This window comes from Nocardioides sp. GY 10113 (assembly GCF_004919105.1).
GTDB lineage: Bacteria > Actinomycetota > Actinomycetes > Propionibacteriales > Nocardioidaceae > Nocardioides.
Genome location: NZ_STGK01000010.1, coordinates 180,355 through 192,688 on the forward strand (window position 1 = coordinate 180,355; position 12,334 = coordinate 192,688).

Consider the following 12,334-nt stretch of genomic DNA (forward strand, 5'->3'; position numbering starts at 1 on the left):
GCTACCGGGCAACCGGCGCACGAGGGTCTACGGTGGTGCCCACGATGTCCGACCAGTCGCACGAGACCGCAGGCCCCGCCGAGCCGGCAGACCCGGCCCGGTCGTTCGGCAGCGTCGTCGACGCCTACGAGCGCGGGCGTCCCGACTACCCGCTCGACGCGGTGCGCTGGCTGACCGGCGACCAGCCGCTGACGGTGCTCGAGCTGGGCGCCGGCACCGGCAAGCTGACCCGGCACCTGGTCGACCTCGGCCACGACGTGCACGCCACCGACCCGGACCCGGCGATGCTCGACCGGCTGGCCCGCTCGGTGCGGGTCACCCGGCTCTCCCAGACCGCCGCCGAGGAGATCCCGGCCCCGGACGCCGCCTTCGACCTCGTCGTCGTGGGCCAGGCGTACCACTGGTTCGACAAGGAGCGGGCCCTCCCCGAGATCGCCCGCGTGCTCAAGCGGGGCGGCGAGCTGGCCCTGGTCTGGAACGTCCGCGACGAGCGGGTGCCGTGGGTCCGGCGCCTCGGCAACCTGATCGGCCGCCAGGACGTCACCAGCGCCGGCCCCGACGAGGCACTGCACGACTCGCCGTACTTCGGCCCCGTCCAGGAGGCCACCTTCAAGCACTGGCAGGTGGTGGACCGGGTCAGCATCCAGGACCTGGTGCTCTCCCGGTCGAACGTGGCCACCCTGCCTGCCGAGGAGCGCGAGGCGCTGGTCGCCGACGTGCTCGACTTCTACGACGACTACGGGCGCGGGATGGACGGCATGCAGCTGCCGTACCTGACCCAGTGCTACCGCGCCGTGGTGGGCATCCGGCCCCGGACCGCCCCGCCCGCGCCTGCGGCCCCGCCCGCAGCGCCGCACGACCCGGTCGCCGAGGAGACCCAGCCCGTCCACCGCGACGACCTGACCGGCGACGGCGCCTGGGCGGCGGACCCCACGGGCACCGCGGAGCGGTCCGCGCTGGAGGACACCGGCAGCCAGGCGGCGACCCAGGTCCCCGGGATCACCGAACCGCCCACCGACGACGACTCCGGCGTGCTCCTGATCGACTTCCGCTGAGTCGAGGCCGAGGCTCGTGCGCATCCCCGGTCGCCGCCGCGGCCACCTCGGCACCGAGGCCGACCGCGCCGCCTTCCGCGCGCTGCACCAGGCCTCGCTCGCCTCGCCCGCGCTGCGCGAGGGGCTCACCGCCAGCAGCGCCGAGCGCTCGATCAGGCACCTGCGCGCGTTGCTCGGCACCCCCGCGCTGGCGCTGACCGACACCGCCGGCGTCCTGGCCTGGGACGGTCTCGGATCCCACCACCACGCGGAGCAGGCCGCGGCGGCCGCGGCCCTGGTGGCCGAGCGCGGCACCACGCGCACCCTGGACCGCAAGCAGGTCGGCTGCGAGCGACCGGGGTGCCCGATCCGGAACGCCGTGGTCAGCCCGCTGGTGGTGGAGGGTCGGGTGCTCGGCACGGTCCAGGCGTTCGCGCCGTCCACGTCGGCGGGCCTGCTGCGGGCCACCGAGGAGGTCGCGCAGTGGGTCTCCGCGCAGCTGGAGCTGGCCGAGCTCGACGCGCATCGCAACCGGCTGATCGAGGCCGAGGTGCGCGCGCTCCGGGCCCAGATCAGCCCTCACTTCATCTACAACTCCCTCGGCGCGATCGCCAGCTTCGTGCGCACCGACCCCGACCGGGCGCGCGACCTGTTGCTGGAGTTCGCGGACTTCACCCGCTACTCCTTCCGCCGGCACGGCGAGTACACGACGCTGGCCGAGGAGCTGCGCTCGATCGAGCGGTACCTGCTGCTCGAGCAGGCCCGGTTCGGTGACCGCCTGCAGGTGACCCTGAACATCGCGCCGGAGGTGCTCACCGTCGTGGTGCCGTTCCTGTGCATCCAGCCGCTGGTCGAGAACGCCGTACGGCACGGCCTGGAGCGCGCCGAGGGCGTCGGCCACCTGCGGATCACCGCCCACGACCGCGGCCCCGACGCGGTGCTGGAGGTCGAGGACGACGGGATCGGCGAGGACCCCGAGAAGGTACGCCGCGCGCTCGCCGGCGACGCCTCGCTCGACTCGGTGGGACTGGGCAACGTCGACGCCCGGCTGCGCGCCACGTTCGGCGACGACTACGGGCTGGTCGTCGAGACGGCGCCCGGCGCCGGGACGAAGGTGGTGGTGCGGGTACCGAAGTTCGCGCCCGGAGTGAGTGTCGGAGGGACAAGATGAGTGAGGTGAGCGACTCCAGGACCCCAGCAGGGACGCCGGCGGGTCCGCCCGGCCTGCGCGTGCTGGTGGTGGACGACGAGCGCCCGGCGCTGGACGAGCTGACCTACCTGCTGCGGTCCGACCCGCGGATCGGTGCGGTCACCGGCTGCGGCTCCGCCACCGAGGGGCTGCGGTACCTGCGCGAGCGCGAGGTCGACTGCGTCTTCCTCGACGTGCAGATGCCCGGCCTGTCCGGGCTGGAGCTGGCGGAGGTGCTGGGCCGGTTCAAGCAGCCGCCACCGGTGGTCTTCGTGACCGCCCACGAGCAGCACGCGGTCGACGCGTTCGACCTGCACGCCGTCGACTACGTGCTCAAGCCGGTGCGTCCCGAGCGCCTGGCGGAGGCCGTGCGCCGGGTGCTGTCGGGCACCGACCGCCGACCCGCCCCGGAGGACACCCAGATCGCGGTCGAGCGGGGCGGGGTCACCCGGTTCGTGGAGCGCGGAGACATCACCCACGTCGAGGCCCAGGGCGACTACGCCCGCCTGCACACCCGGTCGGGTGAGTCCTACCTGGTGCGGGTGCCGCTGTCGTCCCTGGAGGAGGAGTGGTCGGCCTCCGGCTTCGTGCGCATCCACCGTTCGCTGCTGGTCGCCCTCGGCCACGTCGACGAGGTCCGCCAGGAGGCGGGCCGCTGCACGGTGCTCGTGGCCGGCACGGAGCTGCCGGTGAGCCGGCGCCACACCCGGGCGCTGCGCGACGTCCTGGTCCGCCGCGCAGCTGGCGGATCGTGACCGGTGAGCCCCCGGTGAGACCTCGGCGAGCGCCCGGTGATCGCCCGGTGAGCCTCCGGTGAGCCTCCGATGAGCGAGGAGCGGCCCCGCACACCGCCGCCGCGGGTCCGCGTGACCGGCCCGCCCCGGCACGTGGTCGCCCGGCCGAGCACGCGCCTCGGCGACGTCCACGAGCAGACCGCCCTGGGCGACCTCTTCCTGCGGTCCCTGCTGCGCGAGCAGTTCGGGCTCGCCGCGCGGGTGCTGGTCGCGCTGGCGCTGGCCCTGGGCAGCCTGCCGTTGCTGTTCGAGCTGCTGCCGGGACTGGCCGAGCGGGAGGTGGCCGGGATCGGGCTGGCCTGGCTGCTGCTCGGCGTCCTGGTCTACCCGTTCCTGCTGCTGCTCGGCTGGCGCTACGTACGGCGGGTGGAGCGCAACGAGCAGGTCTTCGCCGACCTGGTCCTCGCCGGGCGCGACCCAGCGGACGACGACGGGGACCGACACAGGGGAAGCGCCCGGTGAGCGCGACGCAGCTGTCCGCGGTGGCCGTCGTACTGGTCTCCCTGGTGACGCTGGCGATCGGCACCTGGGGCCTGCGGGTCTCGCGGACCACCAGCGACTTCTTCGTGGCCTCGCGGACCGTGCGCCCGGGCCTCAACGCCTCCGCGATCGGCGGGGAGTACCTCTCGGCCGCCTCGTTCCTCGGCATCGCCGGGGTGCTGCTGGTGGGCGGCGCCGAGATGCTCTGGTACCCGGTCGGCTGGACCGCCGGCTACCTGGTCCTGCTGGTCCTGGTGGCGGCGCCGCTGCGGCGATCGGGCGCCTACACGCTGCCGGACTTCGCCGAGGCACGCCTGGCCTCCCGCGCGGTCCGGTCCGCCTGCTCGCTGCTGGTGGTCGCGATCGCCTGGCTCTACCTGCTGCCCCAGTTCGAGGGCGCCGGGATCACGCTGGCCGCCGCGATCGGGGCCCCGGAGTGGGTCGGGCCGCTGGTGGTCGGCGCGGTCGTGCTGGCCAACGTCTCCTCCGGCGGGATGCGCTCGATCACCTTCGTCCAGGCGTTCCAGTACTGGTTCAAGCTGACCGCGATCCTGTTCCCCGCCGTGGTGCTGCTGGTGGTCTGGTGGGGCGACGGCCGGCCCGGGCCGGCCTCGGCGATGTCCGACGGCTGGTCGACGCCGGTCGCCGACGGCGGGGGGATCGGCCTCTATACGACGTACTCCCTGATCCTCGCCCTCTTCCTGGGCACGATGGGGCTGCCGCACGTGGTGGTCCGCTTCTACACCAACCCCGACGGGCGCGGCGCCCGCCGGACCACCGTCGTGGTGCTGGGCCTGCTCGGCCTGTTCTACCTCTGGCCCCCGCTGTACGCCGGACTGGGACGCGTCTACGGCGAACGGATCCTGGCGGAGGGCCGGTCGAACGTGCTGGTGCTCGCGCTGCCGCGGGCGATGATCGAGGGCCTGCCCGGCGAGCTGCTCACCGCCCTGGTCACCGCGGGCGCGTTCGCCGCGTTCCTGTCCACCTCCTCCGGCCTGGCCATCGCGATCTCCGGCGTGATCACCCAGGACGTCACCGGGCGGATGGTCGGCGAGCGCCGCCGCGGCGGGGTCACGGCGTTCCGTCTGGCCGCTGTGGTCGCGGTCGCGGTCCCGCTCGCCGCCGCGCTGGTGCTGGAGAACGTCGGGGTGGCGGAGTCGGTGGGCCTGGCCTTCGCGGTGGCCGCCTCCACGTTCTGCCCGCTGCTGGTGCTCGGCATCTGGTGGCGCGGACTGACCACGCCGGGCGCGCTGGCCGGCCTGGCCGCCGGGGGCGCGGGCGCCGGAGGTGCTGCGTTGCTCGCGATCGCCGGGGTCGACGCCGACGGCTGGGCCGGCGCCCTGCTGGACCAGCCGGCCGCGTGGAGCGTCCCGCTGGCCTTCCTGACGATGGCGGCGGTCTCCCGGCTCACCGCCGACCGGGTCCCGGCCCATGCCCGCCGCTTCCTGGTGCGCCTGCACACCCCGGAGTCACTCGAGCTGGACCTGACCTGAGGCGCCATCGAGCCGGGGGTTGGGAACCGCCGAGCCGGGGGTCGCGCACCTCGAGCCCCGCCCGAAAAGCGGGCGAGCCGGCAGGAACCCCGTCTCGACGGATGGTTCCTGCCGGCTCGACCGCGCCTCAGGCCCGGTTCGGCGTCAGGCCTGGTTGAGGGCGTCCTCGACCCGGCGGTGGGCCTCCCAGATCGCCTCGGGCAGGCCGTCGAACTGGGCGAGGTGCTTCTCGCGGTGGCCCATCTCCTGCTGCCAGCGCTCGACATCGATGGTCAGCACGGTGTCGAGGTCGGCCAGGGCCTGCTCGTCCAGACCCTCGAGGTTGAGCTCCTCGCGGGCCGGGATGACGCCGACGGGCGTCTCCACGCCGGAGACCTCGCCGTTCTTGTACTGCATCAGCCACACCAGCGGGCGCAGGTTCTCCCGGTAGCCGGGCCACAGGAAGCGGCCGTCCTCGCCGCGCTGGAACCAGTTGACGTGGGCGAAGATCGGCTTGGTCGTGGCCCGGCCGATCACCTCCAGCCAGTGGGCGGCGTAGTCGGCCTCGGAGTACGACATGAACGGGCGCATCGACATCGGGTCGTAGCGGAGCACGCCCTCGAGGCCGTCGGCCGCGGCGGTCGCCTCGGCACCCAGGGTCAGGCCGTCGTACACGCCCTCGGCGACGTCGTTGATCGCGCGGACCAGCGGCTCGCGGTCACGGGTACGGCCACCGAAGATGATGCCGTGGATCTCGACGCCGGCCGGGTCCTCGAAGTCACCGGCGACGTTCGGCACGTTGGCCAGCGTGGTGGTGAACCGGCTGTTCGGGTGGGCCCAGGGGGCGTCCACCTCGTCGCCGGTCCGGTCGGCGATGACGTCGCCCTTCCAGTCGGTCCAGCCGTCGAGGTCGGTCGGCTTGTCGCCGCGACCCTCCCACCAGACCTCCTGGGTCTTGGTGTTGTAGGCGACGTTGGTGAAGATCGCGCCGGTGCCCGGGACGATCGAGTCGATCGCGGTCGGGTTGGTCTTCTCGTTGGTGTCCTTGGCGACACCGAAGACGCCGTACTCCGGGTTCATCCCGTAGAGCTTGCCGTCCTCGCCGACCCACAGCCACGCGATGTCGTCACCGTAGAACTCGACGTAGTACCGGTCACCCAGGGCGTCGGGGGCGAGCGTCATCGCGAGGTTGGTCTTGCCCGAGGCGCTCGGGAAGCCACCGCAGATGTTGTACTTCGCGCCGGTCTCCTTGTCGGTGATGCCGAGCAGCATGAACTGCTCCACCAGGAAGCCGTTCTTCCAGCCGTCGTAGGCACCCTGGCGCAGGCCGTGGGCGATCTTGCCCAGCAGCGCGTTGCCGCCGTAGGAGGAGCCGAAGTGCAGGATCGTGCGCTCGTCGGCGACGGTCACGAAGTAGCGCTTGTCGTCGGGGGTGCCCTGACCGAGGTTCGCCAGGTCGCCGGTGACGTGCACGGCGCGGACGAACGAGTCGCCCAGGTCGTTGATGAACTCCACGCCGACCCGCGCCATGCGGATCATCTGGAGCACCACGTTGCGGTTGTCGGTCAGCTCGACGCCGGCCGCGAACCTCTCCAGCGGCGAGCCCTGGGGCGCCATCAGGTAGGGGATCACGTACATCGTCTTGCCCGCGGAGGCACCGGTCATCAGCTCGATGAGCTTCGGCTTCATCTCCGCGGCGGGCTTCCAGTTGTTGTAGATGCCCTTGTCGGCCTCGTCACTGGTGGCGACGATGGTGCGCTCCTCGGCCCGCGCGGTGTCCTTGTAGAAGGAGCGCGAGTAGTAGCGGCCCTCGCCGGCGGGCAGCAGCTCGCCGTCGTCCAGCGCCTCCTGGATCAGACGCGCGTCGTCAGCGGCGGATACGACCTCGACCCGCTCCGCCCCGGTCACCCCCGCCCAGTGTGCGACGTACTCCCGGACGCTGGGGTTCGTCAGCCCCGCCTCGTCCAGCACTCGCTCCAGATCCACCATGCCTGTCAGCCTTTCGATCAGTTCGGAGGTGGGGGCACGCTACCTCACAGGGAGGTCACGGCCGACCCGCGTCCAGCGCCTCGTCTGCACGTCGGACGCCGTCGTCCAGTGCGCCCACCATGGCACCCTCCGAGCGCGCTGTGCACATCTCCCCCGGAGCAAAAGGGCCGGATGTGACCCATGCCACTTTTGGATCGATCAAGACCTGTCAACTGGTGGATCTGGCGACTTTTCGCGTCTCCTGCGCGACTCCGACGCCGTCCCCCCGGCGGCCCGACGACGGCCATCGAAACTCCTGCGAGAACTTTATTCTGGAAAATTCCCCGAATCCGATGACATGTCCACCTTTTCCGTGGCAGCATTCTGCTCAAGCCGCCGCAGGTGACCCGAGACGCCTGCGGCGGCCTTTCAATTTTTCCGGCCGGTCTCGGCCGGTCTCGGCCGGTTGCGGCCGGTGGTCGCCCCTCGGCCCGTCCGCCCGCGGAGGCCGCAAAGGCCGCGAAGGCCGCGAAGGCCGCGGCGAGGCTTCAGCCCGTGTAGGGGACCTCGGTGCTCCAGGCCGACTCGTCCTGGTGGGCGGCCGCCCAGATCGCCTCCGCGACCCGGTCAGGGGTGAACGGCCCCTCCTTCGCCAGGGCGCCGCGCACCGTGACTGACACCGCGCGGATCCCGTCCCGCTTGAGGGTCGTGTCCAGGCTGCCGATCAGGTTGCGCAGGCCCGCCTTCTGGACGCCCAGGGAGGCGGCGCGGTTCCAGGGCTTGTCGGCGGCCATGCTGCCGGTCGCCGTGACCCTGCCCCCCTCCTGCAGGAACGGGCGCGCGGCCTGCACCGAGGTCAGCAGGGCGCCGACGCCCAGGGCGACGTCCTCGAGCAGGCCGGCCACGGTCAGCTCCAACGGGTCGGCCTCGCGGAAGGCACTCGGATTGAAGTGCACCACGTCGATCCGCCCCAGCCGCTGCCCGATCCGGGTGATCGCGGTCCGCGTCGCCGCCTCGTCGGTGATGTCGGCCGACGCCGGGACGGCCTCGGCGCCAGCCTCCCGGACCTCCGCCGCCAGCGCCTGCAGCGGCTCCGGATCGAGGCCGACCAGCCCCACGTCGTACCCCTCACGGGCGAAGCGGAGGGCGACGGAGCGGCTGACGCCGGGGCCGGCGCCGACGACGAGGATCACAGGACGGGTCACGGACCCACACTAGGTCCCACTCGGCCCCGCAGCCCCACCGCAGCCTGGATAATGGCGCCATGGCTCGGGTCGCTCTCGTTCTCGGCTCCGGCGGCGCCCGCGGCTACGCGCACCTGGGGGCCGTCGCGGAGCTGCGCGAGCGCGGGCACGAGATCGTCGCGGTCTCCGGCACCTCGATGGGTGCCGTCGTCGGCGCGCTGGTCGCGGCCGGCGTCGAGGAGCAGTTCGCCGACTGGGCGCGCACGCTCACCGGCCCCCGGGTGCTCCGGCTCGTCGACCCCACCCGGTCCCCGGGCGGAGCGGTCGGGGCCGACCGGGTGATGGGCGAGCTGGAGGAGCTGGTCGGCGACATCGACATCGAGGACCTGCCCATCCCGTTCACCTCCGTCGCCACCGACCTGCTCGCCCGCCGGGAGGTGTGGTTCCAGCGCGGACCGCTGATCCCGGCGATCCGGGCCTCGGTCGCGATCCCCGGGCTGTTCACGCCGTCGGTGATCGGCGGCCGGCTGCTCGTCGACGGCGGCCTGCTCAACCCGCTGCCGCTGGAGCCGACGGCGGCGGTGGCCGCTGACCTCACCGTCGCGGTCTCCCTGCAGGGTCCGCGCGCACCCGGGGAGCCCGTGGCCCCGGCCCGCAACTTCTCGGTACGACGGGCGGAGTGGGCCTCCGAGCTGCGGCGGCGCTTCCGGCGCGGGGACGGCGACGGAGCCGGGGACCTCCAGGACCACCCCGACGGCGCCGACGTCACCGACGGCGCCGACGTCACCGGCGCCGCGGCGCGGCCCGGAGCGGGCGCCTCGCTCGCCGACGCCGTCGAGGCCGCCGACCTCGCGGACGGCACCGGCGTCCCGGCGGAGGTCGCGGCGCCGCGCCCCGGGGACGTGCGGACGGCCGAGGTCGTCTCGCTCTCCTTCGACGCGATGCAGAGCCTGATCGCGCGCTACCGGCTGGCGGCACTGCCGCCGGACGTGCTGGTCACCGTGCCGCTCAGCGCCGCCCGCACGCTGGACTTCCACCGGGCCGGCGAGCTGATCGACATCGGGCGCGCGCTGACGGCGTCGGCGCTGGACGCCGCCGGGCGCTGACGCGCCTTCCGCGGCCTCGAGGCTGCGGTCGGGGCTCGGTTCGCCCGCACCTCGGGACAGGTGCGCTCACACCTCGACCAGCGGCAGCGGGCCTCAGTGGGCGACCAGGCCCCGCGAGGCAGGCTGGCAGTCGCAGGTGTCGGAGCAGGCGAGGTAGGTGTGCATCGCATGACCGCACACCGGACACGGTCGGTCGTGGGAGAGGTGGCTTCCGGGAAGTTCGTCCACGGTGTCGTACATGGCGGTCCTCGACAAGGAGAAGAGCGCTGGATGTGCGCTGTCACCTCAGCATCGGCTGCCGAGGCCGCAGATGTGAGCAGAATCGCCGTGGGTGATCACAACGTGTCATCGGCGGTCCTCGAACGGGCCATCCGCGGCTGTCCGGGTGGGATGCTTCCGGACATGAGCGAGGACAACCCGTCCGCACCGACCGCCGGCCCGGTGGTGACCATCCGCTACTGCGTCGACTGCAAGTGGCTGCTGCGCGCCCAGTGGTACGCCGGAGAGCTGCTGCAGACCTTCGCCGACGACCTCGCGGGCGTGCTGATCGTGCCCGCGCACGGGGCCATGTTCCGGATCGAGGTCGGGGGCGGCTCGGACGGTACGACCACCGTGTGGAACCGCAAGACCGACGGCGGCTTCCCGGAGATCGCCGACCTCAAGCGGCGGGTCCGCGACCTGGTGGCGCCGGACAAGGCGCTGGGACACGTCGACCGCAGCTCCACCGGCTCGTCGGGCCGCCACTGACGGACCGCTAGCGTGCACGCATGTTCTGCTTCGACTTCGAGGGCAGGCGCCCCCAGGTCCACCCCGAGGCGTTCGTCGCGCCGACCGCCACGCTGATCGGCGACGTGCGCGTCGAACGGGGCGCCAGCGTCTGGTACGGCGCCGTGCTGCGCGCCGACATCTGCACGATCGTGGTCCGCGAGGGCGCGAACGTGCAGGACAACTCGGTGATCCACGGCGCACCGGACACGGTGGTCGAGATCGGCGCCGGTGCGACCGTCGCGCACCTGTGCGTCGTGCACGGCTCGACGCTCGGCACCCACGCGCTGCTCGGCAACTCCTCCACCATCCTCGACGGCGCCAGCCTCGGCTCGGGCTCGATGGTCGCCGCCGGCTCGCTGGTCAGCCCCGGCACCGAGCTGCCCGCCGGCGTCCTGGCGGCCGGCACGCCGGCGCAGGTGAAGCGACCGATCGAGGGCACCGGCGCCCAGTTCTGGGTCGAGGCGAACCCGCCGTACTACGCCGAGCTGGCGCAGCGGCACCGCGCCGGGGTCAGCGCGACCGAGCCGACGACGCCCGGGGACGCCTGAGCCGGGTCACTCCTGCGGACTGGCGATGTTGACCATCCAGCTGATCCCGAACCGGTCGGTCAGCTGGCCGTAGACGTCGCCCCACACCTGCCGCTCCAGGGGCATCCCGACCTTCGCGCCGTCGGAGAGCCCGTCCCAGTAGCCGCGCAGCTCGGCGTCGTCGTCGCCCGAGAGGCTGACGGTGATCTGGGACCCGGCGTCGAACTCGGCCATCCCGGGAGGGGCGTCGGAGGCCATCAGGGTGAAGCCGGCGGGCGTCTCCAGCTTGGCATGCATCACCAGGTCGGCGAAGGTCGCGTCGGCGTCGCCGAACTCGGCGAACGTGTGCACCTCGAGCTCGCCGCCGAGCACGTCGCGGTAGAACTCCATCGCGGCACGGGCGGTGTCCCGGAAGCTGAGGTAGGGGGTGAGCAGCGAGGCCATCGCGGGCTCCTTCGGTCGGGTCGGGTGGATGTCGGCCACGCTAGGACCGACCACCGACACCGACCCGGCACCGACCCGGCACCGCCCCGGCACGGGCGCCGGGCCGTCAGCCGACGTAGCTCTCCGGCTTCCCCCAGCCGCTGCTGCGGGTCGTCGTCCGGTCCACCAGGACGCAGCGGGTGCCGGTGAAGTTGGTCGGCATGCACTTGTTGCAGTGGATGCACAGCGACGGCGTCGCCGGCTCGTCGGCGATCCGGTTCACCAGGTCCGGCTCGCGCAGCAGGGCGCGCCCCATCGCGACGTACTCGAAGCCCTCCCGCATCGCGAGGTCCATCGAGGCGCGGTCGGTGATGCCGCCGAGCAGGATCATCGGCATGGACACCGCGGCCCGGATCTGCCGGGCGTCCTCCAGCAGGAACGCGTCGCGGTAGGGGTACTCGCGGATGAACCGCTTGCCGACCAGCTTCACGCCCGTCCTGATCGGCTGCGGCATCACCGCGGCGAACTCCTCGATCGGGGCGTCGCCCTTGAACAGGTACATGGGGTTGAGCAGCGAGGAGCCGGCGGTCATCTCCAGGGCGTCGGCGGTGCCGTCGGCCTCGATCCACTGGGCCACCGGGATCGCCTCGTCCAGCCAGAAGCCGCCGGGGACGCCGTCGTCCATGTTCATCTTGACGATGATCGCGATCCGGTCGCCCACCGCGTCGCGGATGGCGCGCAGGGTGTCGCGGGCGAACCGGGCCCGGTTGGTCAGGCTGCCGCCGTACTCGTCGTCGCGCTTGTTGACCTTCGGACTGAGGAACGAGCTGATCAGGTAGTTGTGGCCGAGGTGCACCTCGATCGCGTCGAAGCCGGTGGCGATCGCCCGACGCGCGGCCTCGGCGTGCGCCTCGGTGACCCGGGCGATGCCGGCGTGGTCGATCTGGTGGGCGACGCTCATCGACTGCTTGTGCAGGAAGCGGCTCGGCGAGAGCGCCGGCGCCTTGTTGCCGCGCGGCTCGGCGACCGGCCCGCCGTGGCCGATCTGCGCGGAGACCGCCGCACCCTCGGCGTGCACCGCGTCGGTGAGTGCCCGCATCCCCGGCAGCGACTCGTCGGTCCAGTAGAGCTGGTGCCGGTCGGTGCGGCCCTCGCGGGCGACGGCGCAGTAGGCGACCGTGGTCATCCCGACGCCGCCCTTGGCGTAGCCGACGTGGAAGTCGACGAGGTCCTGGGTGACGCGGGCCCGATGGCTCAGCCCCTCGTACGTCGCCGCCTTGATGACGCGGTTGCGCAGCGTCACGGGGCCCAGACGGACCGGGCTGAGCGGGTCGGGCGCGGGTCGGCGGGCGGCGTGCTGGCCGCGACGGTCGTCGGTGCTCACCCCGG

At 72.9% G+C, this 12,334-nt stretch carries 12 protein-coding genes; 8 read left to right on the plus strand and 4 right to left on the minus strand.

The window, feature by feature from the left end; translation table 11 throughout:
- Positions 1-44 precede the first annotated feature (44 nt).
- The 5 genes from E8D34_RS13560 to E8D34_RS13580 all read left to right on the plus strand — a co-directional run bounded on the left by E8D34_RS13560 (position 45) and on the right by E8D34_RS13580 (position 4,990).
- Positions 45-1,055: a class I SAM-dependent methyltransferase gene (locus tag E8D34_RS13560; RefSeq protein ID WP_136595170.1), complete on the plus strand. Its 1,011-nt coding sequence runs from the start codon at positions 45-47 to the stop codon at positions 1,053-1,055.
- Positions 1,056-1,071: 16 nt separating this feature from the next.
- Positions 1,072-2,205, plus strand: a complete 1,134-nt coding sequence (locus tag E8D34_RS13565) for a histidine kinase (protein ID WP_240771345.1) — start codon at positions 1,072-1,074, stop codon at positions 2,203-2,205.
- Positions 2,206-2,210: 5 nt separating this feature from the next.
- Positions 2,211-2,978: a LytTR family DNA-binding domain-containing protein gene (locus E8D34_RS13570; protein ID WP_240771346.1), complete on the plus strand. Its 768-nt coding sequence runs from the start codon at positions 2,211-2,213 to the stop codon at positions 2,976-2,978.
- 69 nt (positions 2,979-3,047) lie between these two features.
- Positions 3,048-3,479: a hypothetical protein gene (locus tag E8D34_RS13575; protein ID WP_136595172.1), complete on the plus strand. Its 432-nt coding sequence runs from the start codon at positions 3,048-3,050 to the stop codon at positions 3,477-3,479.
- Entirely contained in the window at positions 3,476-4,990 is a 1,515-nt protein-coding gene (locus tag E8D34_RS13580) for a cation acetate symporter (protein WP_206056715.1), read from the plus strand. The genes E8D34_RS13575 and E8D34_RS13580 overlap by 4 nt, the downstream gene beginning before the upstream one ends.
- 144 nt (positions 4,991-5,134) lie before the next feature.
- Here the strand turns inward: E8D34_RS13580 and E8D34_RS13585 are convergent, their stop codons facing one another.
- Entirely contained in the window at positions 5,135-6,958 is a 1,824-nt protein-coding gene (locus E8D34_RS13585) for a phosphoenolpyruvate carboxykinase (GTP) (protein WP_136595173.1), read from the minus strand.
- 527 nt (positions 6,959-7,485) lie between these two features.
- Positions 7,486-8,142, minus strand: coding sequence for an SDR family oxidoreductase (locus tag E8D34_RS13590; protein ID WP_136595174.1), 657 nt, complete (start codon positions 8,140-8,142; stop codon positions 7,486-7,488).
- Between the two features lie 59 nt (positions 8,143-8,201).
- Here E8D34_RS13590 and E8D34_RS13595 point away from each other — a divergent pair, with 59 nt between their 5' ends.
- The 3 genes from E8D34_RS13595 to E8D34_RS13605 all read left to right on the plus strand — a co-directional run bounded on the left by E8D34_RS13595 (position 8,202) and on the right by E8D34_RS13605 (position 10,543).
- Positions 8,202-9,227: a patatin-like phospholipase family protein gene (locus E8D34_RS13595; RefSeq protein ID WP_136595175.1), complete on the plus strand. Its 1,026-nt coding sequence runs from the start codon at positions 8,202-8,204 to the stop codon at positions 9,225-9,227.
- A 402-nt stretch (positions 9,228-9,629) separates the two neighbouring features.
- The gene (locus E8D34_RS13600; protein ID WP_136595176.1) at positions 9,630-9,974 is read left to right on the plus strand and encodes a SelT/SelW/SelH family protein; all 345 of its coding nucleotides are present in this window, start codon (positions 9,630-9,632) and stop codon (positions 9,972-9,974) included.
- 20 nt (positions 9,975-9,994) lie between these two features.
- Positions 9,995-10,543, plus strand: coding sequence for a gamma carbonic anhydrase family protein (locus E8D34_RS13605; RefSeq protein WP_136595177.1), 549 nt, complete (start codon positions 9,995-9,997; stop codon positions 10,541-10,543).
- A 6-nt stretch (positions 10,544-10,549) separates the two neighbouring features.
- Here the strand turns inward: E8D34_RS13605 and E8D34_RS13610 are convergent, their stop codons facing one another.
- Complete coding sequence (locus tag E8D34_RS13610) at positions 10,550-10,966, minus strand: VOC family protein (protein ID WP_136595178.1); 417 nt, start codon at positions 10,964-10,966, stop codon at positions 10,550-10,552.
- 106 nt (positions 10,967-11,072) lie between these two features.
- Positions 11,073-12,329, minus strand: coding sequence for an NADH:flavin oxidoreductase (locus E8D34_RS13615; RefSeq protein ID WP_136595179.1), 1,257 nt, complete (start codon positions 12,327-12,329; stop codon positions 11,073-11,075).
- Positions 12,330-12,334: the final 5 nt, after the last annotated feature.

What these genes read in the sequence shown, in the direction of transcription:
- E8D34_RS13575 (WP_136595172.1), top strand. Translation starts at nt 3,048, where the DNA reads ATGAGCGAGGAGCGGCCCCGCACACCGCCGCCGCGGGTCCGCGTGACC.
- E8D34_RS13560 (WP_136595170.1), top strand. Translation starts at nt 45, where the DNA reads ATGTCCGACCAGTCGCACGAGACCGCAGGCCCCGCCGAGCCGGCAGAC.
- E8D34_RS13610 (WP_136595178.1), bottom strand. Translation starts at nt 10,966, where the DNA reads ATGGCCTCGCTGCTCACCCCCTACCTCAGCTTCCGGGACACCGCCCGT.
- E8D34_RS13595 (WP_136595175.1), top strand. Translation starts at nt 8,202, where the DNA reads ATGGCTCGGGTCGCTCTCGTTCTCGGCTCCGGCGGCGCCCGCGGCTAC.
- E8D34_RS13605 (WP_136595177.1), top strand. Translation starts at nt 9,995, where the DNA reads ATGTTCTGCTTCGACTTCGAGGGCAGGCGCCCCCAGGTCCACCCCGAG.
- E8D34_RS13585 (WP_136595173.1), bottom strand. Translation starts at nt 6,958, where the DNA reads ATGGTGGATCTGGAGCGAGTGCTGGACGAGGCGGGGCTGACGAACCCC.
- E8D34_RS13600 (WP_136595176.1), top strand. Translation starts at nt 9,630, where the DNA reads ATGAGCGAGGACAACCCGTCCGCACCGACCGCCGGCCCGGTGGTGACC.